Below are 25,340 nucleotides of genomic sequence, written 5' to 3' on the forward strand. Positions count from 1 at the left end.
CGACGGAGCACCATGCCTGACATCACGAGCGAGCAGGTCGCCCACCTGGCGAACCTCGCGCGTATCGCACTCACGCCCGACGAGATCGAGAAGCTGACGGGGGAGCTGTCGCACATCGTCGACAGCGTCGCCAAGGTCACCGAGGTCGCCACCCCGGACGTCCCCGCGACGAGCCACCCCGTGCCGCTCGGCAACGTCACCCGACCCGACGTGGTCGGGCAGACGCTCACGCAGGAGCAGGCGCTCTCGGGCGCTCCGGACTCCGACGGCGAGCGGTTCCGTGTGACCGCGATCCTCGGCGAAGAACAGTAGGGCGAAGACAGTGACCGACGACATCACCACGCTCAGCGCCGCGGCGCTCGCCGACGCCCTCGTGTCGCGCGACGTCTCGAGCGTCGAAGCCACCCAGGCCCACCTCGACCGCATCCAGGCGGTGGACGGCGACGTCCACGCTTTCCTGCACGTCAACCAGAACGCGATCGCGGCGGCGAAGTCGATCGACTCCCGTCGTGCCGCCGGGGACGACCTCGGACCGCTCGCGGGCGTGCCGATCGCGGTGAAGGACGTCCTGTGCACGCAGGACATGCCGACGACCTCGGGGTCGAAGATCCTCGAAGGCTGGGTGCCGCCGTACGACGCCACCCCGGTCGCGAAGCTCCGCGCCGCGGGTCTCGTGCTGCTCGGCAAGACGAACATGGACGAGTTCGCGATGGGCTCGACGACCGAGTTCTCGGCGTACGGCCCGACGCACAACCCGTGGGACCTCGACCGGATCCCCGGCGGCTCCGGCGGTGGCTCGGCGGCGGCGGTCGCCGCGCACGAAGCGCCGCTCGCCCTCGGCTCGGACACCGGCGGGTCGATCCGTCAACCCGGCGCCGTGACGGGCACCGTCGGCGTGAAGCCGACCTACGGCGGGGTCAGCCGGTACGGGGCGATCGCGCTCGCGTCGAGCCTCGACCAGGTCGGCCCGGTGTCCCGCACCGTCCTCGACGCCGCGCTCCTGCACGACGTCATCGGCGGACACGACCCGCGGGACTCCACGTCCATCCCGGACGCCTGGCCGTCGATGGCCGCCGCCGCGCGCGAAGGGCTGCAGGCGGACACGCTCCGCGGGCTGCGCGTGGGCGTCGTGAAGGAGCTCGCCGGTGGCGACGGCTTCCAGGCCGGTGTCACCCAGCGCTTCCAGGAGACCGTCGCGATCCTCGAGTCGGCCGGTGCGGTCGTCGTCGAGATCGACGCGCCGTCGTTCGCCTACGCCATCAGCGCGTACTACCTGATCCTGCCGGCCGAAGCGTCGTCGAACCTCGCGAAGTTCGACTCCGTCCGGTTCGGGCTCCGGGTCACCCCCGAGAACGGTGCGACCGTCGAGGACGTCATGGCGGCCACGCGCGAAGCGGGCTTCGGACCCGAGGTCAAGCGACGCATCATCCTCGGCACCTACGCACTGAGCGCCGGGTACTACGACGCGTACTACGGCTCCGCGCAGAAGGTCCGGACGCTCGTCCAGCGCGACTTCACCGCGGCGTTCGAGCAGGTCGACCTGCTCATCAGCCCGTCGGCTCCGACGACCGCGTTCCCGATCGGCGAACGCATCGACGACCCGCTGGCGATGTACCTCAACGACCTCACGACGATCCCGGCGAACCTCGCCGGCGTCCCCGGCATGAGCATCCCCAACGGGCTCGCGCCCGAGGACGGCCTGCCCACCGGTGTCCAGCTCATGGCGCCCCAGCGCGAGGACGCCCGCCTCTACCGGTACGGTGCCGCGCTGGAGCGTCTGCTCGAGCAGCAGTGGGGTCGTCCGCTCATCGAGAGCATCCCGGACCTCGACCAGAGTCAGCAGTCCGCTGCGCAGGAAGGTGTGATCTGATGGCGCAGAAGGACGCGCTGATGGACTTCGACGAAGCGCTCGAGCGCTACGAGCCGGTCCTCGGCTTCGAAGTGCACGTCGAGCTCGCGACGAAGACCAAGATGTTCTCGGACGCGCCGAACTTCTTCGGCGGCGAACCGAACACGAACGTGACCCCGGTCGACCTCGGGCTGCCCGGGTCCCTGCCGGTCGTGAACGCGCAGGCGGTGCGGTACTCGATCCAGCTCGGGCTCGCGCTCGGCTGCTCGATCGCTGAGTCGTCGCGGTTCGCCCGGAAGAACTACTACTACCCGGACAACCCGAAGAACTACCAGATCTCGCAGTACGACGAGCCGATCGCGTACGAGGGCGAGGTCGAGGTCGAACTCGCCGACGGCACGATCTTCAACGTGCCGATCGAGCGCGCCCACATGGAGGAGGACGCCGGCAAGCTGACGCACGTCGGCGGCGCCACCGGGCGGATCCAGGGCGCCGAGTACTCGCTCGTCGACTACAACCGTGCCGGTGTGCCGCTCGTCGAGATCGTCACGAAGCCGATCATCGGCGCCGAGCACCGCGCGCCGGAGCTCGGGGCCGCCTACGTGCAGGTCATCCGCGACCTCGTCCGCGCGCTCGGCGTCTCCGAAGCCCGGATGGAGCGCGGGAACCTGCGGTGCGACGCGAACATCTCGCTGCGCCCGCGTGGGCAGGAGAAGCTCGGCACCCGGACCGAGACGAAGAACGTCAACTCGTTCCGCGCGGTCGAGCGGGCGATCCGCTACGAGATCCAGCGCCAGGCAGCGATCCTCGCCGCCGGCGGGACGATCACGCAGGAGACCCGGCACTGGCACGAGGACACCGGCCGCACCTCCGCCGGGCGCCCGAAGTCCGACGCCGACGACTACCGCTACTTCCCCGAGCCCGACCTGCTCCCCGTCGTGCCGGATCCGGCCGTGATCGAGGAGCTCCGGGCGTCCCTGCCCGAGGCACCGGTCGCACGTCGCCGTCGGCTCAAGGGTGACTGGGGCTTCGCGGACCTCGAGTTCCAGGACGTCGTCAACGGCGGGCTGCTCGACGAGGTCGAGGGCACGGTCGCCGCGGGCGCTGCGCCGCAGTCGGCACGGAAGTGGTGGACCGGCGAGATCAGCCGTGTGGCGAACACGCAGGACGCCGCCCCCGGTGACCTCGTGTCGCCGCAGCACGTCGCCGAGCTCATCGCACTCGTCGAGTCCGGCGACCTGACGGACCGGCTCGCGCGCCAGGTGCTCGAGGGCGTCATCGCGGGCGAGGGCTCGCCGGCGCAGGTCGTCGAGTCCCGTGGGCTCAAGGTCGTCTCGGACGACTCGGCGCTCACCGCCGCGGTCGACGAGGCACTCGCCGCGCAGCCCGACGTGCTCGCGAAGATCAAGGACGGCAAGGTCCAGGCCGCCGGCGCGATCATCGGTGCGGTGATGAAGGCCATGCAGGGCCAGGCCGACGCTGCTCGCGTGCGCGAACTCGTGCTGGAGCGCGCGCAGCAGGGCTGACCCCTCCCCGCGGAACCAGGTTCCGGACACAGCACCGTGGAATTCCGCGGTGCTGTGTCCGTTCCCCGGTGCTCGGCTCGTGGGGCTCGCAACCTGGGGACGCGTCAGCGACCCGGTGACAGGATGAGTCGTGTCCGCAACGATCCGCGCCATCGGAACCGCCGTCCCCACGAAGACGCTCGACCAGCCCGCGGTGCGCGACCTGTTCGTCGGGCAACCGGACCTCGGACGCCTCGGACGTCGCCTGGTGCCCGCTGCGTTCGACGTCTCCGCGGTGGAGCACCGGCACACCGTCCTCGAGGAGCTCGACGCCGCGACGCCGGCCGGTGCCTTCCGGGACGAGCACGGCGTCCTGCTGTCGCCGTCGACCGGTACCCGCAACGACCGGTACCGCGAGCTCGCTCCGGCGCTGTTCGTGGCGGCCGCCCGTGACGCGGTCGATCGTGCCGGTGTCGCGCCGGAGTCGATCACCCACGTGGTGACCGTGTCGTGCACCGGGTTCACGCAGCCCGGACCGGACCTCGACGTCGTCCAGGAGCTCGGCCTGCGCCGGACCGTCTTCCGCCAGCACATCGGGTTCATGGGCTGCTGCGCCGCGTTCCCCGCACTGCGCATCGCCGCGGCCTTCGCCGAGGGCGACCCGGACGCAGTGGTGCTCGTCGTCTGCGCGGAGCTGTGCACCCTGCACGTGCGCGCCTCGGACGACCCCGACCAGATCGTCGCGAACAGCGTCTTCGGGGACGGAGCGGCGGCCGTGGTCGTCACTGCCGACGGCCCTGGGCTCCGACTCGACGACTTCGCGACGACGGTCGTGCCCGAGGGAGCGTCGGAGATGGCGTGGAACATCGGCGACGAGGGCTTCGAGATGGTGCTCAGCACCGCGGTCCCCAGGCTCGTCGGCGCCACGGTGGCGGAGGCGGTCGCCCCGCTGTTCGAACGCTCCGGGATGCGCGTCACCGACATCCCGGTCTGGGCCGTGCACCCGGGCGGCCGGGCCATCATCGACCGCACGCAGGACGCCCTGGGTCTGCCCGACGAGGCGATCGCGGCGAGCCGGACGGTCCTCCGGGACCACGGGAACATGTCGAGCGCCACGGTGCTGTTCGTGCTCCGGCAGGCGCTCGACGACGGGATCGACGACGGGAGCCCGGTCGTCGCACTCGCGTTCGGGCCGGGGCTGACCGTCGAGGCCGCCCGGCTCACCGCCGTCGGGACCGCGACGGCGTCCGAGGCAGGCCGCACCGTCACCGGCACGGTCGGGACCGCCGCGACCGCCGGGGCCGCGCACGCCACCGCCGTCGCGACCGCGTCGGTCTCGTGAGTCGGCGTGACGGGGCCGAGCCGCGCCTCCAGGCAGTCGACCTGACCCGACGCGCCGTCGACCTGCAGGAGCTCATGGACGACCCGGACTGCGACCCGCGCGCGCTCGCGCGCACGTTCCGGCGGTTCGCCCTGGTGAACGCCCTCGTCAGCGGGTGGCGGGCCGCGTGGCGGACGCACGTCGCGCCCGCGCTGCCGGCGAACGGTCGGGGGCGGGTGCTCGACGTCGGGTGCGGTGGCGGGGACCTGGCACGGGCGCTCGTCCGGTGGGCAGCGGCCGACGGCTTCGAGGTCGAGGTCGTCGGAGCCGACCCGGACGAGCGGGCGATCGCGGCGGCGAACCGGTCCACGCCGCGCGGGGTGACCTTCCGACAGCAGTCCAGCGCCGAGCTCGTCGCGGCGGGGGAGCGGTTCGACGTGGTCGTCTCGAACCACGTGCTGCACCACCTCGGCGACGAGGAACGGCACGGGTTCCTCGCCGACTCCGAGCGGTTGGCGTCGAGCCGGAGCCTGCACTCCGACATCCGGCGGTCGGCGTCGGCCTACCGGGCGTACGCGGTCGGGTCGACGTTCGTCGCGGCCGGCACCTTCGTCCGGGTCGACGGCCTCCGGTCGATCCGGCGGTCCTTCACGCTGCCGGAGCTGCACGACGCGCTCCCACCGGGTTGGCGTGCCGAGCGGGCGACCCCGCACCGGGTGCTGGCGATCCACGACGCCTGACGCGGTCGTGCTGGGCTAGCGTCGCACCATGGCGCCAGCTCGACTCCACCGTGTGGCGGTCCTCGTCCTCCCCGGCGCGAAGCCGCTCGACGTGGGCATCCCCGCGCAGGTGTTCTCCAACCGGCCGAGCATGCCGTACGAGGTCCGGGTGTGCGGGCCCCGGGCGGGGACGGTCCGGGGTGGCGACGGTCTGGCCTACGCGGTCGGACGGGGGCTGGAGACCATCGACTGGGCGGACACGGTCTTCGTGCCGGGGTACCGGTTCCCCGCGGACGTCCCGCCCCCGGCGGCGGTGGTCGCGGCGCTCCGAGCTGCCCACGACGACGGGACGCGGATCGCGGCGATCTCCACGGGGGCGTTCGCGCTCGCGGCCGCCGGGTTGCTCGACGGCCGGCGGGCCACCACGCACTGGCACTACACGCGGGTCCTCCGCGAGCGGTACCCCGAGGTCGACGTCGACGAGGACGTGCTGTTCGTGGACGCCGGCTCGGTGCTGACCAGTGCGGGGGCGGCGAGCGGGATCGACCTGTGCCTGCACATCGTGCGGCAGGACCACGGGGTCGCACTGTCGAACCACGTCGCCCGGCGGCTCGTCAGTGCGCCGTACCGGAGCGGCGGGCAGGCCCAGTACGTCCCCAGGAGCATGCCCGAGCCCCTCGGCGACGTGTTCGCCGAGACGCGCGAGTGGGCGCTCCGGCACCTCGCCGATCCGCTGACGCTCGAGGCGCTCGCCCGGAACGCGACGGTGTCCCCGCGGACGTTCTCGCGGCGGTTCGTGGAGGACACCGGGTACACGCCGATGCAGTGGGTGCTCCGCGCGCGGGTCGACCTCGCGCGGGAGCTGCTCGAGCGCTCCGACCTGTCGGTCGACCAGGTGGCCGAGCGCGCCGGGCTCGGGTCCGACGCGAACCTGCGGACACACTTCCGGCGGATCCTCGGGACCTCCCCGACGGCGTACCGGCGCACCTTCCAGGACTGACGCGACCCCACGCCCTGGTGGCGAGATCCTTCCGGACGCTGGCTCTCGTGCCACTGGAGGCGCGCCTCCCGTCCCACGAGCATGGATCGCGGAACGAAAGGAAGTGCTCATGACCCGCATCGCCATCAACGGATTCGGCCGGATCGGCCGCAACACGCTCCGCGCACTCGTCGCACGCGGAGGCGACGACCTCGAGGTCGTCGCCGTCAACGACCTGACCGCACCGGAGACCCTCGCGCACCTGTTCCGGTACGACTCCGCGCTGGGCCCGTTCGCCGGGACCGTCGAGGTCGACGGGGACACGCTCGTGGTCGACGGGCGCCGGATCCGCGTCCTGGCCTCGCGCGAACCCGCGGAACTGCCGTGGGCCGAGCTCGGCGTCGAGGTCGTCCTCGAGTCCACCGGCCGCTTCACCGCACGTGACGCGGCCGCGGGGCACCTGACCGCCGGCGCACGACGCGTGCTCATCAGCGCCCCCGCGACGGGCGCCGACGCCACCATCGCGTACGGGGTGAACACCGACGTGTTCGACCCGGACGTGCACACCGTCGTCTCGAACGCGTCCTGCACGACGAACGCGCTCGCGCCGCTGGCGTCGGTGCTCGACGACCTCGCCGGCATCGAGCACGGCTTCATGACGACCGTGCACGCGTACACGCAGGAGCAGAACCTGCAGGACGGTCCGCACCGGGACCTCCGTCGGGCACGTGCCGCCGGGGTGAACATCGTGCCGACGTCGACCGGCGCCGCGAAGGCGATCGGGCTCGTGCTGCCGCGGCTGTCGGGAAAGCTCTCCGGTGACGCCATCCGGGTGCCCGTGCCGGTGGGGTCGATCGTCGAGCTGAACACCGTGGTGTCGCGGGACGTGTCGGTCGACGAGGTGAACGAGGCCTACCGTGCCGCTGCGGCCGGGCCGCTCGCCGGGGTGCTGGCGTTCACGGCGGACCCGCTCGTGTCGACCGACATCACGGGGCGGCCGGAGTCGAGCATCTTCGACTCGCTGCTCACCCGCGTGGACGAGGGGCGGCACGTGAAGGTCGTCGCCTGGTACGACAACGAGTGGGGCTTCTCGAACCGGGTGGTCGACACGCTCGGGATGCTGGCGCGGGCGTAGGGCGCGCGGCGGCTGCCTGGTCTGTGGCGGCAGAGCGACGTCCTGCCGCCCGGGCGTTCGGACGGTCCCGCGAGAGCGACAGTGTGCCGCCGAACTTCGGCGGCACACTGTCGCTTTCGCGAAGGGGGCGCGGCCGCGTCAGCGGATCAGCGCCGTCGTGGACGCGAACGAGCGGGAGCGCACGGCCTCCCGGTAGCGGTCGAGCGCCGCCTCGCCGGCCCCGACCGACTCGAGCGCGGCCAACCCCGCACCGAGCACCGGGGGATCGGTCACCCAGGTCGGCACCGCCCCGGGCACCCGGGAGGCCAGTCCTGCCACGACCCCCTCCACGAGCAGGTCGTCCCGTGCCGCGAGCACCCCACCCCCGAGCACGACCGGCACCGGCGTCGCCGCGGACCCGCCGAGTCCGAGCCGCCCCAGTGCGACCGAGGCGAGCAGCACGATCTCCTCCGCCTGCCGTGCCACGACCTCGGTGGCGATGGCGTCACCGGCAGCGGCGACCTCGAACAGCACCGGGCAGAGCCGGTTGAACACGCGCTGGTCGAGGCGGCCGAAGTGGATGGCTTCGGTGACCTCCCGCACGGATCCGAGGCCGAGCGCCTCCGGGACCGCCGTGGTCAGCGCCGTCGCCGGTCCACGCCCGTCCTCGGCCCGCGCCGCGTGCCAGAGCGCCCGGTTGCCGAGGTACGCGCCGCCGCCCCAGTCCCCGGAGATGTCCCCGATCGCCGGGAAGCGGGTGGTCGCCCCGTCCGCACGGACCGCGAGGGCGTTGATCCCGGTCCCGCACACCACGGCCGCGGCGTCCGGAGACAGTGTCCCGGCTCGCAGGAGTGCGAACAGGTCGTTGTCCAGGACGTCCGGGGCGCCGCCGTCCTCCGCCCAGTGTGCGAGGGCGGCGGTCGCGGCGACGAGCTCGTCGTGCAGGTCGAGTCCGGCGAGGTACACGTGCGTCGTGCGGATCCGCCGGTCGGCGAGTCCTCCGACGACCCGTGCGCGGACGTCGTCGAGGATCGGTCCGGCGACGTCCCACCCGCGGGTCTGCGGGTTGGACCCGGGGCCGCGGGCGTGGCCGACGATCGACCCGTCGAGTCCGATCGCGACGACGTCGGTCTTGCTGCCGCCGCCGTCCACTGCGAGCACGACGTCCGTGCCCGCGGCGGTACCGACCGGCGCGACGGGCGAGGCCGCGCGGCTCAACCCGCCCACGTCAGCTGCTCCGATCGCGTCCACGGCAGGTGCTCCGCGTTCGCGGCCAGCAGCAGGTCGGTGAGCTTCTCGGCCTTGTCGACCTGCCCGACGAGCGGGTGCGCCCACATCGCCTTGAGCACCCGGTCGCGTCCGCCGTGCACGGCCGCGTCGAGCGCGAGCCGTTCGTACCCGGCGACGTGCCCCACGAGTGCGGCCATGTCGGCGTCGAGCGGGGACACCGGCAGCGGGGTGATCGCCTGCCGGGTGACGCGCGCCGGGACCTCGATGACGTGGTCGTCGGGGAGGAACGGGAACGTGCCGTCGTTCCGCACGTTGAGGACCTGCACGTCGCCGCGGTCGCCGAGGATCGAGGACAGCACGTCGATCGCGGCCTCGGAGTAGTACGCACCGCCGCGCTGCTCGAGCTCGGCGGGCTTCGTGACGACGGACTCGTCGGCGTACTTCGCGAGCAGGGCCCGCTCGGTCTCCATCACGGCCTCGGCCCGGGTGGGGGAGTGCAGCTGCTCCTCGAGCACGACGTCGTGCGAGTAGAAGTAGCGCAGGTAGTACGAGGGGACGGCGTGCTGCAGGCGGATGAGGTCGGCGGGCATGTGCACGCTCTCGGCCATCCGTTCGAGCGCCCCGGTCTCTGCGGCGAGCAGCTCGGACAGCACGTCACGCTCGCCCGAGGCGTCCGTGACGTGCACCCCGCGCTCCCACGTCAGGTGGTTCAGGCCGACGTGGTCGAGGCGGACGGCACCGGGTGCGACGTCGAACTCGCGGGCGAAGCGGCGTTGGAAGCCGATCGCCACGTTGCAGAGCCCGACCGCGCGGTGCCCGGCCTCGAGCAGGGCGCGGGTGACGATGCCGACCGGGTTCGTGAAGTCCACGATCCAGGCGTCCGGCTTCGCGTGGCGCTTGACGAGCGACGCGTACTCGAGGACGACGGGCACGGTGCGGAGCGCCTTCGCGAACCCGCCGGGCCCGGTGGTCTCCTGCCCGATGCAGCAGGCCTCGTGCGGCCAGGTCTCGTCCTGGTGCCGTGCGGCCTGGCCGCCGATGCGGAGCTGGAACATGACGGCGTCGGCGTCCGAGACCCCGGCGACCACGTCGTCCGTGACGTGGATCGTGCCCGGGTGCCCGGCGTGCGCGAACATCCGCTTCGCGACGCCGCCGACGAGCTCCCGGCGGACGGGGTCGGGGTCGACGAGCCAGAGCTCGTCGATGGGCAGCTGGTCGCGGAGCCGGGCGAAGCCGTCCACGAGTTCGGGGGTGTAGGTGGATCCGCCACCGATGACTGCGAGTTTCACTGTGGTGCTATCCCTTCACGCCGGTGAGCGCGATGCCCTCGACGAATGCCTTCTGTGCGAAGAAGAAGATGACGACGACCGGGACCATGACGACGACGGTCATCGCCATCGTCATCGACCAGTCGGTGCCGTGCTGTCCGCGGAACGTGGCGAGCCCGTACGCCACCGGCCAGGCGGCCTGGTTCTCGGACGCGTACAGGAGCGGGCCGTAGTAGTCGTTCCACGAGTGGAAGAACATGAAGATCGCCGCCGACGCGATGCCCGGGCGGGCCATCGGCACGACGACCCGCCAGAGCACGCCCCACTCGCTGCAGCCGTCCATCCGGGCGGCGTCGCCGTACTCCTTCGGGATCGTCATGAAGAACTGGCGGAGCAGGAAGATGCTGAACGCGTCGCCGAGCAGGTTCGGCAGGATCAACGGCCAGAGCGTGCCGGTGAGGTGCAGCTGGGACCACATCACGTAGACCGGCACCGCGGTGACCTGCGGGGGCAGGAGCATCGCGACGATGATCACCGTGAAGATGAGGTTCGCGCCCTTGAACTTGATCTGGGCCAGGGCGTACGCCGCCGGCACGGAGCTCAGGAGCATGAACGCGGTGGCGAGCACGGCGTACATCGACGAGTTGCCGAACCACTGCGCGAGCGGCAGCTCGGTGAACACCCTGGCGTAGTTCGAGAAGTCGAACGGGCGCGGCAGGATCGACGCCGTCAGGGCCTGGTTGCTCGACATCAGCGACGTCAGGATGACGAACACGATCGGGGCGATCGTCAGGACCCCGAGCGCCACCAGCGCGGCGTGCTCGGCGATCCAGACCAACAGGCTCCGGCGCGGACCGCGGGCGGTGCCGGACGCAGCGCCCCGGGGGGCCCGGGCGAGCGGGGACTGGGAGACGGCGGTCATCAGGACTCCTCCGGCCGGAACACACTGATCCGGCGCATCGTGAACACGAGCACCACGGCGGTGACCACGAACAGCACCACGGCCATCGCGGAGGCGTAGCCGAACTGGAAGTTCGCGAACCCGTGCTGGTAGAGCAGCTCGGTGTAGGTCAGCAGCGAGGTGCCCGGGTAGCCGAGCTGCGCCGCCGTCCCACCGCCGATCGTCGCCTTGCCGCTCGCGACCCCCGACGCCACCGCGGCCTCGGTGAAGTACTGCAGGGCCGCGATCACCCCGGTCACGGCCGCGAAGCCGATGACGGGCGCGATGGTCGGCAGCGTGATGTGCCGCACCTGCTGGACGCCGTTCGCGCCGTCGAGCGACGCGGCCTCGTACAGGTCGCGCGGCACGTCGAGGAGCGACGCCAGGAAGATGATCATGATGTCGCCCATCACCCAGACGCCCATGATCACGAGCGAGGGCTTCGACCACGCCGGGTCGTTGAACCACAGCGGACCGTCGATCCCGAACAGCCGCAGGATCTGGTTGACCGGCCCGGTCCCGGGGTTGAAGAGGAACACGAAGGCGACGACGCTCGCGACCGGCGGCACGAGTGCGGGCAGGTAGAACAGCGTTCGCCAGAACCCGGTCGCGGTCTTCGCCCGGCTGAGCAGCCCCGCCACGAGCAACCCGCAGACGATCCGGATCGGCACGAGGATCACGACGAACCACAGCGTGTTGATGACCGCCGGCCAGATCTGCGGGTCCTGCGTGAACAGGAACTTGTAGTTGAGCAGGCCGACGAACTGGGGTTCCTGCAGCTGGTTGTAGCGGGTGAACGAGTAGAAGATCGACGCGACGAGCGGGTACGCGAAGAAGATCACGAGGCCCGCCAGGGCCGGCGCCAGCATCGTCAGCGCGACGAGGCGACGGCGGGACTCGGCGGACCGGCGCCGACGTGGTCGGCTCCCGGGGGCCGTGGAACCGGACCCGGCGCTGGCCGGCGGCCGGGAGGCGCGGGTGGGCCGCGCCTCCAGGCTGCCGGTCTCAGGGGTGGTGACGTCCGTCATGGTCACGGACCAGCCAGCTGGTTGGCGTTGTCGATGTCGGAGTCGAGCTTCTTGAGCTTGGCGTCGAGGTTGCCGCCGTTCTCCTGGTACGCCTGCCAGAACTTCGTGAACGTGCCGATGTAGGCGGCGCCGTCCGCGGTGCCGGGCGAGGTCATCGTGTCCTTGTTGCCGGCCACGTCGACGAACGTCTTGTAGTTGTCGTCGACCTCGAGCTTCGGGGAGTCCAGCGCCGAGGTGAGCGTCGGGATGTTCTTCAGGCCGTTGCCCATGGTGACCTGGGCGTCGGTGTTCGTCGACAGGTACTTCAGCAGCGCCCACGCGAGCTCGGGGTGCTTCGAGCCCTTCGCGATCCCGGCGACGTTGCCCGCGATGTACGTCGAGCCGTAGTTGCCGAGGCCGTCCATCACCGGGGTCGGCGCCGTGCCGTAGTCGAGGTCCGGCTTCTGGTCCTTGATGAACGCGGTGCGGTACTCACCGTCGATCTGCATCGCGACCTGGCCGGTCTGGAACGCGTTGTCGGCGGCGAACTCCTGGCCGAGACCCGACGTGAAGGCCTTGAGCTTGTCGTAGCCGATCTCGTCGACGAAGCCCTTCTGCCACTCGATGAGCTTCTTCCAGGCAGCGGACGTGCCGATCACGCTGTTGCCCTTCTTGTCGAGCCACGACCCGTCGACCATGGGCGCCCAGTGCTCGGGCGAGTTCTCGTAGAAGTCGATGAGCGGGTTGAAGCCGAGCTGCTTGATCGACCCGTCGGCGTTGTACGTCGTGAGCTTCAGCGCGTCGGTCTTGAGCTCGTCGAGGGTCTTCGGCGGCGTCGTGATGCCCGCCTTGGCCAGGAGCGGCTTGTTGACCATGAGCGCACTGACGTCGGCGAGGGCCGGCAGGGTGCAGCGCGTGCCCTTGTACTCCGTGTACGACTGCACGGCCTTCGGGATGTCCGACAGGTCGACCTTGTCGCGCTTGATGTACGGCGACAGATCGCGGAAGGCGCCGGAGGAGCAGAAGCTGCCGACGATGGCCGTCGAGTACGACAGGCCCACGTCGATGTTCTGGCCGGACGAGATCGCCTTCTGCAGCTTCTCGTCGTCCTGCCCGGCGTGGATGTCGACGGTCACGCCGGGGTTCGCCTTCTCGAAGCCGGCGACGGCGCTCTTCACGACGCCGGCTTCGCGGCCGGTGAAGAAGTGCCAGAGGGACACGGTGCCCTTCAGCTCCTTCGGGGCGCTCTTGTCGACGGAGTCGGCGCTGCTGCCGGAACTGCAGCCGGCGATGACCAGCGCTCCGGTCGCGGCGACGGCCGTGGCGGTGACGATGCGACGGAACGCCCGTCGCTTCGGTTCGGGGAGGGACACGGGGGACTCGCTCTCTTCTCTCGCTCCGACGTGCCCGTTTCCGGGCGCGACGAAGAGCCCTGGGAAAGGGCCGGGTGGTGGTGCCTCGAGTGGTGCGGGTGGGGTGGTGCTGGTCAGGGGCGCTCGACGGGGTCCGGAGCGGGCGCATCGTCGCTGATGCGTTCGAGCCGGTCGGCGAGTGCGGTGCGGACGACGTCGATGAGGACGTGCCGGGCACCGTGCAGGACGGGGGTGTCGGGGACGCCGGGTGCCACCACGGCGGTGGACCAGCGGGTGCGGGTCCGGAGCCAGGAGGTCACGGCGGCGGCCAGGGCGGGACCGCCCGCGATCCCCGTCGGGCCGTGCAGCACGACCGTCTCGGGATCGGCGACGGCGAGGGCGGGGAGCACGTTGTGCCCGACGCGCTCGCCGAGGGCGGCGGTGAACGGGTGCTGCTCGGGGAGCCCGGGCAGCTGCGGGAGCACCTGGCGCCAGTCGGCTGCGGTGCCGTCCGGTGCCGTGATCCCGTGCTCAGCGGCGAGGGACGCGATCGCGGACTCGGAGATGAGGTCCGCGACGAGCGTGGCCGTCGGGTCGATGGAGCGTGCGTCGGCGGGCACGCTGAGGTAGCCGATCTCACCCGCGGCCCCGGAGGCGCCGGTGTGCAGGTGGCCGTGCAGGTCGAGGGCCATGCCGAGGCCCTCCGCCATCCACAGCAGCGCGAACGAACCGGGGGCGCGACCGGCGCCCATGTTCCGTTCGGCGATGGCGGCGAGGTTCGCGTCGTTCTCGATGACCACCCGGACGCCGAGCGCCTGGGACAGCGACGTCGAGACCTGGTCGCGAGGCCAGCCGGGCAGGCCGTCGGTGAAGATGAGGGTGTCCGTGGCGTGGTCGACGGACGCCTGCACGCCGACCGCGACGGCCGTGACGAGCTCGGGGTCGATGTCGGCGGCGGCAGCGGCACGGGAGATCGCCGCCGCGACGATGTCCGCCCCGGGGGAGCGCATCTCGGCCGGGGACATCGTGTGCGTCGCGACCGGGAAGGTCCGGCCGGCGGCGTCCACGACGGTGGAGCGGACGTCCACGAGCTGGACGTCGACGGCGACGGCGAGGTCGCGGTCCGTGATCGCCTCGTACACCACGGCGCTCGGGCCGCGGCGGCCCGCCTGCGACGAGGTGCCCGCGCCCCGGATGAGCGCCGCCGCTTCGAGCCGTCGGATGATCTCGGCCGCGGTGGGCTTGCTCAGTCCAGTGCGCTGGGCGATCTCGTTCCGGGTGAGCGGCCCCTCGTCGAGGAGGAGCTCGAGGGCCGCCCGGTCGTTGAGGACGCGCAGGAGGCCGGGCTGGCCGGGGGTGCGTCCTCGAGTGCTCATGTCGAGGACTGTAACGGACAACCTTCTTTACTGAAAGGTTTGTTTACCGATTCGAAACACGCGTTCTGTTCTGCGAAACGTGCGGGCGCGTCACGGGCGCAGCAGCACCTTGATCGCGCGGCGCTCGTCCATCGCGCGGTACGCCTCGGCGGCCTCGTCGAGCGGCAGTTCGAGGTCGAACACCCGCCCGGGCTCGATCGCGCCCGAGAGCACGTCCGGCAGCAGTTCCGGGATGTACTTCCGCGCCGGCGCCATCCCGCCGGCGATCGCGATGTTCGTGTCGAAGAGGTACCGCGTCCCGATCGTCGGCACCCCGTGCGGGACCCCGACGAAGCCGAGGTTGCCACCGGGACGCACCGAGTGCAGCGCCTGGTCCATGCTCTCCTCGGTGCCGACGGCCTCGACCGCGCAGTCCGCGAGGTCGCCGTCGAGCAGCTCCTTGATCGCGGCGATGCCCTCCGCGCCGCGCTCGGCGACGATGTCGGTCGCGCCGAACTCCCGGGCGAGCGCCTGCCGGTCGGCGTGCCGGCTCATCGCGATGATGCGCTCGGCGCCGAGCCGCTTCGACGCGAGCACGGCGGACAGCCCGACGGCGCCGTCACCGACGACGACCACGGTCTTGCCGGGGCCGACGGCCGCGGAGACCGCGGCGTGGTGCCCGGTGGAGAAGACGTCGGAGAGCGTGAGCAGCGACGGCACGAGCGCCGGGTCGACCGGTCCGGGCACGGCGACCAGCGTGGCCTCGGCATCGGGGATGCGGACGTACTCCGCCTGGGCGCCGCCGACCGGGTCGCCGTAGGCGTCCTTCCCGCCGAAGCCGGACAGGTGATCGCAGCCTGTGGTCATCCCGTGCCGGCAGGCCTGGCAGGTGCCCTCGTTCATCGTGAAGGGGGAGATGACGAAGTCGCCGACGTGCAGGTCCGTCACGTCGTCGCCGACGGCCACGACCTCGCCGACGAGCTCGTGCCCGATCGGGCGCGGCTCCTTCGTCTTCGTGACGCCGCGGTAGGGCCAGAGGTCCGAGCCGCACACGCACGCCGCGACGACCTTGACGACGACGTCCTTCGGGGTGATGAGGCCGGGCTGGTCACGGTCCTCGACACGGATGTCGTTCGGGGCGTGGATGATCGCTGCGCGCACGGGGGGAGCCTTCCGTCGAGATGGTGGGGAGTCGGCGCGGTCGACGTCGTCCGGGCCGTCGTCGACAGTACCCTCGTGCGGGTGGACGACGACCGGTACGGCAGCGATGTGCTCTCGGGGGACTGGCGCTCGAAGGGCGTGAAGAAGGTGCGGCAGGTGCCGCTCGAACGCGGCATGGTGCTCGAGGACCCGGACTCCGGCTGGGCCGGGGCCGTCGTCGGGCTCGAGGCCGGGAACGTCGCGCTCGAGGACTGGAAGGGCCGCACCCGTTCCTTCCCCTTCGTCGGACAGTTCCTGCTCGAGGGCGAGCTCGTCACGCTCGGACGTCCGTCTTCGCCGGTCGGACGGTCTGCCGCCGCTCCTGCGGGTCGCGGTGGCGCGGTCGGTTCCGTCCACGCCGACTGGAGGGACGGTGCGGCCCCGGCGGTCCGCCAGACCGCCGACGGTGGTCGCCTCCGCACCGCGTCCGGATCCTTCGCGGTCGAGTCGCAGCGGGCTCGCGTGGCGCTGCCCTCCCGGATCATGGTCGAGGGCAAGCACGACGCCGAACTCGTCGAGAAGGTCTGGGGAGCCGACCTCCGCGTCGAGGGCGTCGTGGTCGAGGAGCTCTCCGGCGTCGACAACCTGGCCTCGGTCCTGGACGACTTCCGGCCCTCCCGCGACCGCCGGGTCGGCGTGCTCGTCGACCACCTCGTGCCCGGCTCGAAGGAGTCCCGCTTCGCCGACGCCGTGATGCGCGGGAAGTGGGGCGCGCACGTGCTGGTCGTCGGACACCCGTTCGTCGATGTCTGGCAGTCGGTCAAGCCCGCCCGGGTCGGACTCCGGGAATGGCCGACGATCCCACGGTCGATCGAGTGGAAGCAGGGCATCTGCCAGGCCCTCGGGTGGCCGCACGCCGAGCAGGCCGACATCGCCCGGGCGTGGCAGCGGATCCTCGGTCAGGTGCGGACGTTCGCCGACCTCGAGCCGCAGCTCCTCGGCCGCGTCGAGGAGCTCATCGACTTCGTGACGGAACCGAAGGCCTGAGGACCCGACCGACCCCACGACTGGCCCGGTCCGACCGGGGTGATCCGCGCCTCCCCACCGGCTCGGCCGCCACGTCGCTCCGCAGGCTCCGCGACGCGTCGGTACCGGCCGGCGTGGGCGCACAGGCCTACTGTTGAGGGCATGGACGGCATCGAGGGGCGCGTGCGCGGCGCGGTCGATGTCTGGCTCCGCTGGCTGCCGCGGTGGCAGATCGGCACCGCGCGTCCGCGCACCCGGATCTGCCGGAAGTGCACCGGCTCCCCGATCGCGAGCGCCGCGGGGTTCGGGCCGGACGTGCCGCACGCCGTCCAGCACGCGCTCATCGGGCGCATCTCGACCATCATCGAGGACGCCGTCGACGACTACACGGCGAAGAACCTGCCGCTGCTGCAGCGGGAGCTCGAGCGGGCCGCGGCCCGCAGGCGCCACGCCGGGTACCAGCCGACGGACGGGCTCTCGCCGGAGTTCCAGGGGCTCGACGTCGACCCGGAGCCGTCGCCGGGGTCGCCGTTCCTGTTCACCCTCGGTGAGCTGACCGGGACGGGGGCGGGGGAGCAGTCGCCCCGCGAACCGCTGTCGGACGAGGCGAAGAACGCGCTCCGGCACGAGATCGAGCTGTCCGACGAGTGCGCCCGGTCCACGGGGACGTCCGTGTGCCTGGCGCTCATCGACCACCGGAAGCGGATCGCCGAGGCGGTCGAACGCCTGGTGGAGCCGCAGATCGAGGCGCTGGTGTCGGACATGTTCCGCGGGTTCGACGGGCCGGAGGGTTCCCGCGACGGGCTGTTCTGACGCCTCAGCGCGCCGGGGTGGCGTGCTGCGGACCCGTCAGCGTGTGGTCGCGGTCGACCGCTCTCGCCGGTCGACGGCGCGGAGCACGAGCCGCGCGATCCCGCGCCACCCGAGCAGGAACAGCCCGAGCACGATCGTCGCGACGATCACGAACGAGATCGGCAGCGGGTTGCCGTCGACGTCGCCCTGACCCGTCGCGACGCGGATCGCCAGCCCCACGAACACGGTCAGTACCCACACCACCACGCCCGTCGGCCAGAACCGCAGCGGACGGGACCACGCGCCGCTCGTCACGTACGCGATCGCCCAGCCGGCGAGGAACGGGTACGCCGTGGTCCACAGCCCGACGGCGGAGTCGGCCTCGCCGTGCGAGGACCGCCCGATGAGGGCGAACAGGACGATGAGCACGACGTCGATCACGGCTGCGAGCCAGCCCCAGGTGCGTTGGGTCACGTCCCCATTCTCGCAGGGCTGCGTGGTGCGCAGCCCCGCGTTCACATCCGCGTCACCCGCGGTTCGCCCCGGCCGGGCAGGATGCCCCGATGACCGTGAGTCCCACAGCGCCAGTCGGGTCCGTCGCGTCCGTCGGGTCCACGGTGGGCACGGACGGGAGGCGCGGCGTGCGTCCGCCACGTCTCGTCGCCCACCGCGGTGCGCCGCGTGTCCGACGTGAGAACACGCTGCCCGCCGTCGCGGTCGCCGAAGCGCTCGGCGCGGACACCATCGAGGTCGACGTCCGACGCACCGCCGACGGCGTCGCGGTGCTGCTCCACGACGCCACGCTCGGACGGATGTGGGGCGACGCACGCCGGGTCGCCGACGTCGCCTGGTGCGACGTGGCCCGGCTCGGCAACGGCCTCGACCGGATCCCGCGGCTGGACGACGCCCTCGAACGACTCGAGGGCTGCCGGTCCACGCTGCTCGTCCACGTGGTCGATCCCGCCGACGCCCTCGTCGCCGCGGAGACCGTCGGCGCGTTCCGAGGGAGCACCGTGGTCGCGTGGTGCGGCGGCCGGGACGCGACGGCGGCGGTGCGATCCGTGCTCCCGGACGCGGAGGTCTGGGCGGCCTGGGAGTCGCTGGACCCGCCGACGCGGAAGGACCTCCACCCGCTGCGACCCTCGACCCTGCACCTCGACCTCGCGTTCCTCACACGACGGACGGTCACGGCAGCGCACGCCCTGGGGCTGCAGGTCGCGGTGCGGACCGTCGACGACGCCGAGCCCGCCCGTTGGGCCGCTCGGCTCGGCGTCGACGCGATCACCACGAACGACGTCGCCGGGCTCCGCGCCGTCCTCGCCGCTGCCGAGCGCGACGGCCTGCCCGAGCGTGACCGGGAACCGACCGAGACCGAGGTCGCCGGACGCGCCCAGGCGCTCGCGCACCGCATCGCGCACGAGGTCATCGCGTTCACCCGCGAGCACGTCGAGGAGGCCGTGGTCGCCGACGTGGACTGGCTCGTCGAGCAGCACGTCCGGTCCCGGGTCCGCGCGGTGTTCCCGACCCACGGGTTCACCGGACCCGAGTACGGCGACGCGCCCGGCGACCGGCACCGCTGGTACCTCGACCCGGTGGACGGGACGACGAACCTGCTGAACGGCGTGCCGTGGACCTCGACGTCGCTCTGCCTCGTCCGGGGCGGCCGGCCGATCGTCGGGGTGGTCGCGGACCCGTGGCGCGGTGAGGTGTTCGAGGCCCGACGTGGCCACGGTGCCACGCTCCGGGACCGGGCACTCCGGCTGGACGACGCACCCCGGGCCCTGGCCGGCGCGGTCGTCGGGACGGAGCTCGACGGGCAGCGGCCGTGGCGCGGGTTCGGTGCCTTCCTCGACGCCCTCGGGGACCGGTCCTGCACGCTGCGGGTGCAGGGATCCGGCACGCTGACGATCGCGCAGGTCGCGGCGGGCCGGGGGATCGGCGGGTGCGTGTCGGCGTTCGACCCGGTCGACCACGGGGCGGCGGTGCTGCTCGTGCACGAGGCCGGCGGGGTCGTGCTCACCCGCTCCGGCCCGGTGGAGGGCTTCCCACCGGCGGGGGAGCCCTTCCTCGTGGCGCACCCCGGTGCGGCGGACGAGCTGCACGCGGTGTGGACGGCGGCGCTCGCCGCCGGGTGACCGCGGTCCGTCAGGCCTGTGCGATCCGCACCATGTTGCCCGCGGGGTCCCGGACGGCGGCGTCCCGGACGCCCCAGAACTGGTCGGTGGGCTCCTGCAGGACCTCGGCGTCGGGGCTCGCCGTGATGCGGTCGAACGTCGCGTCGAGGTCGCTCACCCGGAGCTGGAGCATCGAGAGCCCGCCCTTCGCCAGGAGCGCGGCGATCGCGTCGCCGTCCTCCTGCGAACGGCCGGCGTGCGGCTCCGAGAGGACGAGCTCGAGGTCGGCGTGGTCGTCACTGACGAGGGTCACCCACCGGAACCCGCCGTTCTCGACGGTGTTCCGGACGGTGAAGCCGAGCACGTCGCCGTAGAAGGCGACGGCGGCGTCGATGTCGTCGGCGAGCACGTGCACGCCACTGATCTGGATGGTCATGGCAGCGACCCTAGGACTGCGAGGTGTCCCGGCGCTTCTCCGATCCTGCTCGGACGGGCCGGGCGACCGGGCGCGTGACGATCATCGTGTGACAGCTCCACACCCCCGCGAGGGCGTCGTGGTCGGCCGCGCGGTACTGGGTCGGCGTCATGCCGACGAGTTCGGTGAACCGCGTCGAGAACGACCCGAGACTCGTGGCGCCGACCGCCATGCAGACCTCGGTCACGCTCAGGTCCGTGCTGCGGAACAGTGCCTGGGCCCGCTCGATCCGCCGGGTCATCAGGTACGCGTACGGGGTCTCGCCGTACGCGGCGCGGAACCGACGGCTGAAGTGCGCGGTGGACATGAACGCGGCCGCTGCGAGGGACGGCACGTCGAGGGGCTCGGCGTGGTCACGGTCCACCCGGCTGCGGGCCCGCCGCAGCCGTCGGAGTTCGTCGAGGTCCACGGTCACGCCGCCATCCTGCACCCGGACGCTCACGGCGGACTCTGTGCGTGCGTTCAGTCACCGGGCGCCGCCGCTCCCTACTGTGGCGGAATGGGATTCCTCGACCGCTTGCTCGGACGTCCGGACCGCGACCAGAACGGTGCCGCACAGAACGGCGGCACGCCGAACCAGTGGGGGCAGGCGCCCCGCCAGCAGCAGGGGTACCAGTACGGCCAGCAGTCGTACCAGCAGCCCTACCAGCCGCCCGCGCCGGGCGCCGGGACCGACGACGAGCGCGCGGTCGAGCGGTACCGGTACCTGCTCCGCACGGCGCCGCCCGAGCGGATCGAAGAGGTCCACGCCGAAGCCTTCGCGACCCTGACCCCGGAGCAGCGCCGGATGGTCTACGACGAGTTCACCCGGACGGCCCCGGCCGGCGAAGCGCCCCGCGGGGACGACCCCCGGTCGCTCGCGCAGGCGGCGACACGGTCCGAGATCCGGCAGCCCGGCTTCATGGAGCGGTCGCTCGGTGGCGTCGGCGGCGGGCAGAGCGGTGCCTTCGGCGGTGGGTTCGGCGGGCAGCGGTCCGGGCCATCGTTCGGCAGCATGATCGGTGCGTCGATCCTCGGCACGGTGGCCGGTTACGTCATCGGCTCGGCGATCATGAGCGCGTTCCTGCCCGACCCGGGATCGTTCGATGGCGGTACCGACGCTGCGGGTGACGGTGGTTCGGAGGACACTGGTGCCGACTCCGCAGACGGCGGCGCCACGGACGGCGGCGGCTCCGACGGCGGCGGGTTCGACAATGCGGGCTGGGGCGACGGCGGATCGGACTTCGGCGGTGGCTTCGGCGACTTCGGTGGTGACTTCGACGTGTAGCGACGTCGGCGCTCCCACCGACCTACTGATATGTTCTGTGGTCGACAAGGGAGCGCCATGGCCATCATCGAAGCCTCCGGGCTGACCAAGACCTACCGGTCCAAGTCCGGACCGGTCCACGCCCTCGCCGGGCTGGACCTCTCGGTGCCGCAGGGCACCGTGAAGGCGCTGCTCGGACCGAACGGCGCCGGCAAGACCACGACCGTGAAGGTGCTCACGACCCTCATCACGCCCGACGCCGGCACCGCGCACATCGACGGCATCGACGTCATCGCCGACCCGCAGGCCACCCGGCGGTCGATCGGCGTGTCCGGGCAGTACGCGGCCGTCGACGAGAACCTCACCGGGTTCGAGAACCTCGAGATGATCGGACGGCTCTACCACCTCGGCCGTCGGACGGCCCGGCAGCGAGCACGCGAGCTCATCGACGTGTTCGACCTGTCCGAGGCGGGCGACCGACCCGTGAAGGGGTTCTCCGGCGGCATGCGGCGCCGGATCGACCTCGCGGGCGCGCTCGTGATGAACCCGCGCGTGCTGTTCCTCGACGAACCGACCACCGGCCTCGACCCCCGTAGCCGCCTGGCGCTCTGGGGCATCATCGAGGGCCTCGTGGCCGAGGGTACGACGGTGCTCCTCACCACGCAGTACCTCGAGGAAGCCGACCAGCTCGCCGACGACATCGCGGTGATCGACGACGGCACCGTGATCGCCGAGGGCACCTCCGACCACCTCAAGGCCCAGGTGGGCGGACACCGGGTCGTGGTGACCCTCGTCGACGAAGCCGACGGCGACGCGGCCACCACGGTGCTCCGTCGCTACGGCGTGGGCGAGGTCGAGGTCTCCGGCGACGGCCGCACCCGGGCGATCGCGGTCGACGCCGGTCCCTCCGCCCTGCAGCGGGTCCTCGCCGACCTCGGCGAGGCGGGGATCGACCTGCACGACGCCGGCATGCGTCGGCCGACGCTCGACGACGTGTTCCTCCGGCTCACGGGGCACGCCGCGACCGACGACGAAGTGGACGACACCACCGCGGGGAAGAAGCCGGCGAAGAACCAGAAGCAGAAGGAGACGGCACGATGACCGCCACCACCACGGCGCTCGGCCGACAGCTGCCCGTCGTCGTCACCGCACCCGCCGCGGTGTGGTTCGAGGACGGCTGGACCATCACCAAGCGGAACCTCATCAAGATCAAGCGGTCGCCGGACATGCTCGTCTTCGCGGTGCTCCAGCCGATCATGTTCGTGCTGCTCTTCAGCCAGGTCTACGGCGGCGCCATCGCGGTGCAGGGGACGGACTACACGCAGTTCCTGATGGCGGGGATCTTCGCCCAGACGGTCGTCTTCGGGGCGACGTTCTCCGGGTCCGCGATGGCGCAGGATCTCAAGGAAGGCCTCATCGACCGCTTCCGCACCCTGCCGATGTCCGCGTCCGCGGTGCTCGTCGGCCGGACGAACTCCGACCTCGTGCTCAACGGGATCTCGATGGCGATCATGATGCTCACCGGCCTCGTGGTCGGGTGGCGGGTGAACTCGTCGCCGCTCGAGTTCCTCGCCGGCGTCGCGCTGCTGCTGCTGTTCAGCTACGCGTTCAGCTGGGTGATGGCTCTGCTCGGCATGAGCGTCAAGACGCCCGAGGTGATCAACAACGCCTCGTTCATGATCCTGTTCCCCCTGACCTTCATCTCGAACGCGTTCGTGCCGAGCGACACCCTGCCGCTCGTGCTCCGGGTCTTCGCGGAGTGGAACCCGGTGTCGTCGCTCGTGCAGGCCGCACGCGAGCTCTTCGGCAACGTGGGGTCGGCGCCGGTGCCGGAGATCTGGACGATGCAGCACCCGGTCGTCACGGTCCTGATCGGCATCGCGGTGATGCTCGTGGTGTTCGTGCCCTGGGCGGTGAACAAGTACACGCGGATCAGTTCGAAGTAGCGCGGGCCGCCGTCAGAGCAGCTTCCGCTGGAGCGCCCAGGCCGTCAGTTCGTGCCGGTTCGACAGCTGCAGCTTGCGGAGCACCTTCGACACGTGGGTCTCGACCGTCTTCACCGAGATGAACAGGTCGGCGGCGACCTCCTTGTAGGCGTAGCCCCGCGCGATCAGCCGCATGACCTCCTGCTCCCGGGCGGACAGGCGGTCGAGCTCGGCGTCGCCCTGGGCCGTCTCGCCGCTGACGGCTCCGAAGGCGTCGAGCACGAACCCCGCCAACCGCGGCGAGAACACGGCGTCCCCGTCGGCCACCCGGCGGACGGCCTCGGCGACGTCGGCGACCGACGAGCTCTTCGTGATGTAGCCGCGGGCTCCGGCCCGGATGACGCGGACCACGTCGTCGGCGGCGTCCGACACGCTGAGCGCCAGGAAGCGGGTGTCCGGGCTGCCCGGCGCCGCCCGTGCGATGACCTCGGCACCGCCGCCCCCGGCGCCACCGGGCAGGTGCACGTCGAGCAGGACGACCCGGGGAGCGGTCGCAGCGACGAGGTCGACCGCCCCGTCCACCGTCGCGGCCTCACCGACGACCAGGAGGTCCGCCGGCAGTCCGGCGCGCACGCCTGCTCGGAAGATGGAGTGGTCGTCGACGATCGCGACCGTCAACGCGGTGTCGCCGGTGTCGTCGGTCGCGTCGGTCGTGTTGGTCGCGTCGCCCTCGGTCACTCAGTGCTCCTTCGTCGGCGCGTCGGTGTCCGGCAGGGCCAGGGTCAGCCGGACCTCGGTACCGGTGCGACCCGGACCCGGCCCGATGCTCGCGGTGCCGCCCAGCCGGTGCATCCGTCCGACGATCGACTCCCGCACCCCGTACCGTCCCTCGGGCACGGACGCCGGGTCGAACCCCGGACCGCGATCACCGATGCTCACCTCGACCCGGTCCCGTGCGGTCTCGGCGTACACGCTCACGGTCCCTCCAGCGTGCCGGGCTGCGTTGAGCATGGCCTCCCGTGCGGCGGCGACGATGCCGTCGGGCAGGTCGGCGCGGGCCGGACCGACCGCGATCACCTCGACGCGGGCCGGGTACTCGGTCTCGATCTCGGCGGCGGCGGCGCGGAGCTGCGCGCCGAGGTCGGACGTCGGCTCCTCCTGCTCGGCGAACAACCACGAGCGCAGCTCCCGCTCCTGGGCCCGCGCCAGCCGGGCCGCGTCGGAGCCCGGCTCGGCCCGTTGCTGGATGAGCGCCAGGGTCTGCAGGACCGAGTCGTGCAGGTGCGCCGCGATCTCGGCGCGTTCGACGTCGCGCACGCGAGCGGCACGCTCCTCGGCGAGGTCGCGCACGAGCCGGACGACCCACGGCGCGACGACCACCGCCACGCCCAGCAGGACCGCGGCGGCGGCACTGAGGACGGTCCACACGTTCGGGTGGGTGCTCGACGTGAAGAACAGCAGGATCCCGAGCACGACGAGCACCAGTGCGCCGAGCGCGCGGACGACGAGTGCGGACGACCCGGCCGCACGGACGTTCCGCAGGGCGTCGAGCTGCCGCCACGCCAGCGCGGCCCCGGTCGCGACGACGATCGCCGGCACCACGACCTCGAGCGGCACGTCGGCGCCGAGACGGGAGGCGATCATGGCGCCGCCGGCGGTGAGCAGCGCGAGGCCGAGCAGGATCTCGACCACGGGGGCACGCCGACCCGGGTCGGCGGCCCCGGCCTGGTCGCCCCCGGCCCGGTCGGCGGGGTCGGCCGGCGCGGTGAGCACCGACTTCAGTGACGACGCCGACGCCGATGCCTGTTCCGGTGTCGTCGCCCACAGCCAGGCGTAGAGGAGCACCCCGGCGCCCCCGCAGACGGCGAGCGCCACCGTCACCGCGCGCACCGCTCCGACGGGCAGCCCGGTGTGGGCCGCGAAGCCACCGCAGACGCCGCCCACGACCCGCAGTGCGGGGCGGGACATCGTGGCGGTGGGCAT

The 25,340-nt window shown here is 72.2% G+C and carries 25 protein-coding genes; 13 read left to right on the forward strand and 12 right to left on the reverse strand.

The window, feature by feature from the left end; translation table 11 throughout:
- The first annotated feature begins 12 nt into the window (after positions 1 to 12).
- The 7 genes from gatC (at position 13) to gap (ending at position 7,508) form a co-directional block, all read left to right on the forward strand.
- Positions 13 to 312 (forward strand): Asp-tRNA(Asn)/Glu-tRNA(Gln) amidotransferase subunit GatC, encoded by a 300-nt coding sequence (gatC, locus tag FS825_RS03335; protein WP_144710816.1) that lies wholly within the window; start codon positions 13 to 15, stop codon positions 310 to 312.
- Positions 313 to 322: 10 nt separating this feature from the next.
- Positions 323 to 1,870, forward strand: a complete 1,548-nt coding sequence (gatA, locus tag FS825_RS03340; RefSeq protein ID WP_144710818.1) for an Asp-tRNA(Asn)/Glu-tRNA(Gln) amidotransferase subunit GatA — start codon at positions 323 to 325, stop codon at positions 1,868 to 1,870.
- On the forward strand, positions 1,870 to 3,375 hold the full coding sequence (gene gatB, locus FS825_RS03345; protein WP_144710820.1) for an Asp-tRNA(Asn)/Glu-tRNA(Gln) amidotransferase subunit GatB: 1,506 nt from the start codon (positions 1,870 to 1,872) through the stop codon (positions 3,373 to 3,375). Before gatA ends, gatB begins: the two co-directional genes overlap by 1 nt.
- Positions 3,376 to 3,505: 130 nt before the next feature.
- Complete coding sequence (locus FS825_RS03350; protein ID WP_144710821.1) at positions 3,506 to 4,696, forward strand: type III polyketide synthase; 1,191 nt, start codon at positions 3,506 to 3,508, stop codon at positions 4,694 to 4,696.
- Positions 4,693 to 5,415, forward strand: a complete 723-nt coding sequence (locus FS825_RS03355; protein ID WP_144710823.1) for a methyltransferase domain-containing protein — start codon at positions 4,693 to 4,695, stop codon at positions 5,413 to 5,415. Before FS825_RS03350 ends, FS825_RS03355 begins: the two co-directional genes overlap by 4 nt.
- A 28-nt stretch (positions 5,416 to 5,443) precedes the next feature.
- Positions 5,444 to 6,394, forward strand: coding sequence for a GlxA family transcriptional regulator (locus FS825_RS03360; RefSeq protein ID WP_144710825.1), 951 nt, complete (start codon positions 5,444 to 5,446; stop codon positions 6,392 to 6,394).
- Positions 6,395 to 6,503: 109 nt separating this feature from the next.
- Complete coding sequence (gap, locus tag FS825_RS03365) at positions 6,504 to 7,508, forward strand: type I glyceraldehyde-3-phosphate dehydrogenase (RefSeq protein WP_144710827.1); 1,005 nt, start codon at positions 6,504 to 6,506, stop codon at positions 7,506 to 7,508.
- Between the two features lie 138 nt (positions 7,509 to 7,646).
- On the opposite strand, the gene FS825_RS03370 is transcribed toward gap, so the two are convergent.
- The 7 genes from FS825_RS03370 to FS825_RS03400 all read right to left on the reverse strand — a co-directional run bounded on the left by FS825_RS03370 (position 7,647) and on the right by FS825_RS03400 (position 15,800).
- Positions 7,647 to 8,714, reverse strand: coding sequence for an N-acetylglucosamine kinase (locus FS825_RS03370; protein ID WP_260980990.1), 1,068 nt, complete (start codon positions 8,712 to 8,714; stop codon positions 7,647 to 7,649).
- Entirely contained in the window at positions 8,702 to 10,006 is a 1,305-nt protein-coding gene (locus FS825_RS03375) for a 6-phospho-beta-glucosidase (RefSeq protein WP_144710829.1), read from the reverse strand. The genes FS825_RS03370 and FS825_RS03375 overlap by 13 nt, the downstream gene beginning before the upstream one ends.
- Before the next feature lie 7 nt (positions 10,007 to 10,013).
- On the reverse strand, positions 10,014 to 10,907 hold the full coding sequence (locus tag FS825_RS03380; protein WP_144710831.1) for a carbohydrate ABC transporter permease: 894 nt from the start codon (positions 10,905 to 10,907) through the stop codon (positions 10,014 to 10,016).
- On the reverse strand, positions 10,907 to 11,953 hold the full coding sequence (locus tag FS825_RS03385; RefSeq protein ID WP_222126882.1) for a carbohydrate ABC transporter permease: 1,047 nt from the start codon (positions 11,951 to 11,953) through the stop codon (positions 10,907 to 10,909). The genes FS825_RS03380 and FS825_RS03385 overlap by 1 nt, the downstream gene beginning before the upstream one ends.
- A gap of 2 nt (positions 11,954 to 11,955) precedes the next feature.
- Positions 11,956 to 13,305 (reverse strand): extracellular solute-binding protein, encoded by a 1,350-nt coding sequence (locus FS825_RS03390; RefSeq protein WP_144710833.1) that lies wholly within the window; start codon positions 13,303 to 13,305, stop codon positions 11,956 to 11,958.
- Between the two features lie 113 nt (positions 13,306 to 13,418).
- Positions 13,419 to 14,660: an ROK family transcriptional regulator gene (locus tag FS825_RS03395; protein WP_144710835.1), complete on the reverse strand. Its 1,242-nt coding sequence runs from the start codon at positions 14,658 to 14,660 to the stop codon at positions 13,419 to 13,421.
- A gap of 90 nt (positions 14,661 to 14,750) precedes the next feature.
- Positions 14,751 to 15,800, reverse strand: a complete 1,050-nt coding sequence (locus tag FS825_RS03400; protein WP_144710837.1) for an alcohol dehydrogenase catalytic domain-containing protein — start codon at positions 15,798 to 15,800, stop codon at positions 14,751 to 14,753.
- Between the two features lie 81 nt (positions 15,801 to 15,881).
- Between FS825_RS03400 and FS825_RS03405 the strand changes: the two genes are divergently transcribed.
- Together FS825_RS03405 and FS825_RS03410 are read left to right on the forward strand one after the other, a co-directional pair.
- On the forward strand, positions 15,882 to 16,826 hold the full coding sequence (locus FS825_RS03405; RefSeq protein WP_144710839.1) for a DUF3097 domain-containing protein: 945 nt from the start codon (positions 15,882 to 15,884) through the stop codon (positions 16,824 to 16,826).
- A 141-nt stretch (positions 16,827 to 16,967) separates the two neighbouring features.
- Entirely contained in the window at positions 16,968 to 17,618 is a 651-nt protein-coding gene (locus tag FS825_RS03410; protein WP_144710841.1) for a spermidine/putrescine ABC transporter substrate-binding protein, read from the forward strand.
- Positions 17,619 to 17,654: 36 nt separating this feature from the next.
- On the opposite strand, the gene FS825_RS03415 is transcribed toward FS825_RS03410, so the two are convergent.
- Positions 17,655 to 18,071, reverse strand: coding sequence for a DUF3054 domain-containing protein (locus FS825_RS03415; RefSeq protein ID WP_144710843.1), 417 nt, complete (start codon positions 18,069 to 18,071; stop codon positions 17,655 to 17,657).
- Between the two features lie 89 nt (positions 18,072 to 18,160).
- Here FS825_RS03415 and FS825_RS03420 point away from each other — a divergent pair, with 89 nt between their 5' ends.
- A complete protein-coding gene (locus tag FS825_RS03420) occupies positions 18,161 to 19,732 on the forward strand; it encodes an inositol monophosphatase family protein (protein WP_144710845.1) in 1,572 nt (523 codons plus the stop codon).
- 10 nt (positions 19,733 to 19,742) lie between these two features.
- Here FS825_RS03420 and FS825_RS03425 read toward each other — a convergent pair whose 3' ends face one another.
- Both FS825_RS03425 and FS825_RS03430 read right to left on the reverse strand, forming a co-directional pair.
- On the reverse strand, positions 19,743 to 20,147 hold the full coding sequence (locus FS825_RS03425; RefSeq protein WP_144710847.1) for a VOC family protein: 405 nt from the start codon (positions 20,145 to 20,147) through the stop codon (positions 19,743 to 19,745).
- Positions 20,148 to 20,157: 10 nt separating this feature from the next.
- Positions 20,158 to 20,601: a helix-turn-helix transcriptional regulator gene (locus tag FS825_RS03430; RefSeq protein ID WP_144710849.1), complete on the reverse strand. Its 444-nt coding sequence runs from the start codon at positions 20,599 to 20,601 to the stop codon at positions 20,158 to 20,160.
- Between the two features lie 84 nt (positions 20,602 to 20,685).
- Between FS825_RS03430 and FS825_RS03435 the strand changes: the two genes are divergently transcribed.
- The 3 genes from FS825_RS03435 to FS825_RS03445 are packed head-to-tail and all read left to right on the forward strand — an operon-like array spanning position 20,686 to position 23,378.
- Positions 20,686 to 21,453: a hypothetical protein gene (locus FS825_RS03435; RefSeq protein ID WP_144710851.1), complete on the forward strand. Its 768-nt coding sequence runs from the start codon at positions 20,686 to 20,688 to the stop codon at positions 21,451 to 21,453.
- Positions 21,454 to 21,510: 57 nt separating this feature from the next.
- Complete coding sequence (locus tag FS825_RS03440) at positions 21,511 to 22,533, forward strand: ATP-binding cassette domain-containing protein (protein WP_144710853.1); 1,023 nt, start codon at positions 21,511 to 21,513, stop codon at positions 22,531 to 22,533.
- A complete protein-coding gene (locus FS825_RS03445) occupies positions 22,530 to 23,378 on the forward strand; it encodes an ABC transporter permease (protein ID WP_144710855.1) in 849 nt (282 codons plus the stop codon). Before FS825_RS03440 ends, FS825_RS03445 begins: the two co-directional genes overlap by 4 nt.
- A 12-nt stretch (positions 23,379 to 23,390) precedes the next feature.
- On the opposite strand, the gene FS825_RS03450 is transcribed toward FS825_RS03445, so the two are convergent.
- On the reverse strand, positions 23,391 to 24,095 hold the full coding sequence (locus FS825_RS03450; RefSeq protein ID WP_144710857.1) for a LuxR C-terminal-related transcriptional regulator: 705 nt from the start codon (positions 24,093 to 24,095) through the stop codon (positions 23,391 to 23,393).
- Positions 24,096 to 25,340: an ATP-binding protein gene (locus tag FS825_RS03455; RefSeq protein ID WP_144710858.1), complete on the reverse strand. Its 1,245-nt coding sequence runs from the start codon at positions 25,338 to 25,340 to the stop codon at positions 24,096 to 24,098.

Origin of the sequence: Curtobacterium pusillum, assembly GCF_007680845.1 — a bacterium.
Lineage (GTDB): Bacteria > Actinomycetota > Actinomycetes > Actinomycetales > Microbacteriaceae > Curtobacterium > Curtobacterium pusillum_B.

Coding starts and splice junctions, on each gene's coding strand:
- FS825_RS03420 (WP_144710845.1), top strand. CDS start 18,161: ATGACCGTGAGTCCCACAGCGCCAGTCGGGTCCGTCGCGTCCGTCGGG.
- FS825_RS03455 (WP_144710858.1), bottom strand. CDS start 25,340: ATGCCCACCGCCACGATGTCCCGCCCCGCACTGCGGGTCGTGGGCGGC.
- FS825_RS03410 (WP_144710841.1), top strand. CDS start 16,968: ATGGACGGCATCGAGGGGCGCGTGCGCGGCGCGGTCGATGTCTGGCTC.
- FS825_RS03425 (WP_144710847.1), bottom strand. CDS start 20,147: ATGACCATCCAGATCAGTGGCGTGCACGTGCTCGCCGACGACATCGAC.
- FS825_RS03385 (WP_222126882.1), bottom strand. CDS start 11,953: ATGACGGACGTCACCACCCCTGAGACCGGCAGCCTGGAGGCGCGGCCC.
- gatC (WP_144710816.1), top strand. CDS start 13: ATGCCTGACATCACGAGCGAGCAGGTCGCCCACCTGGCGAACCTCGCG.
- FS825_RS03360 (WP_144710825.1), top strand. CDS start 5,444: ATGGCGCCAGCTCGACTCCACCGTGTGGCGGTCCTCGTCCTCCCCGGC.
- FS825_RS03440 (WP_144710853.1), top strand. CDS start 21,511: ATGGCCATCATCGAAGCCTCCGGGCTGACCAAGACCTACCGGTCCAAG.
- FS825_RS03380 (WP_144710831.1), bottom strand. CDS start 10,907: ATGACCGCCGTCTCCCAGTCCCCGCTCGCCCGGGCCCCCCGGGGCGCT.
- gap (WP_144710827.1), top strand. CDS start 6,504: ATGACCCGCATCGCCATCAACGGATTCGGCCGGATCGGCCGCAACACG.
- gatB (WP_144710820.1), top strand. CDS start 1,870: ATGGCGCAGAAGGACGCGCTGATGGACTTCGACGAAGCGCTCGAGCGC.
- FS825_RS03435 (WP_144710851.1), top strand. CDS start 20,686: ATGGGATTCCTCGACCGCTTGCTCGGACGTCCGGACCGCGACCAGAAC.
- FS825_RS03395 (WP_144710835.1), bottom strand. CDS start 14,660: ATGAGCACTCGAGGACGCACCCCCGGCCAGCCCGGCCTCCTGCGCGTC.
- FS825_RS03445 (WP_144710855.1), top strand. CDS start 22,530: ATGACCGCCACCACCACGGCGCTCGGCCGACAGCTGCCCGTCGTCGTC.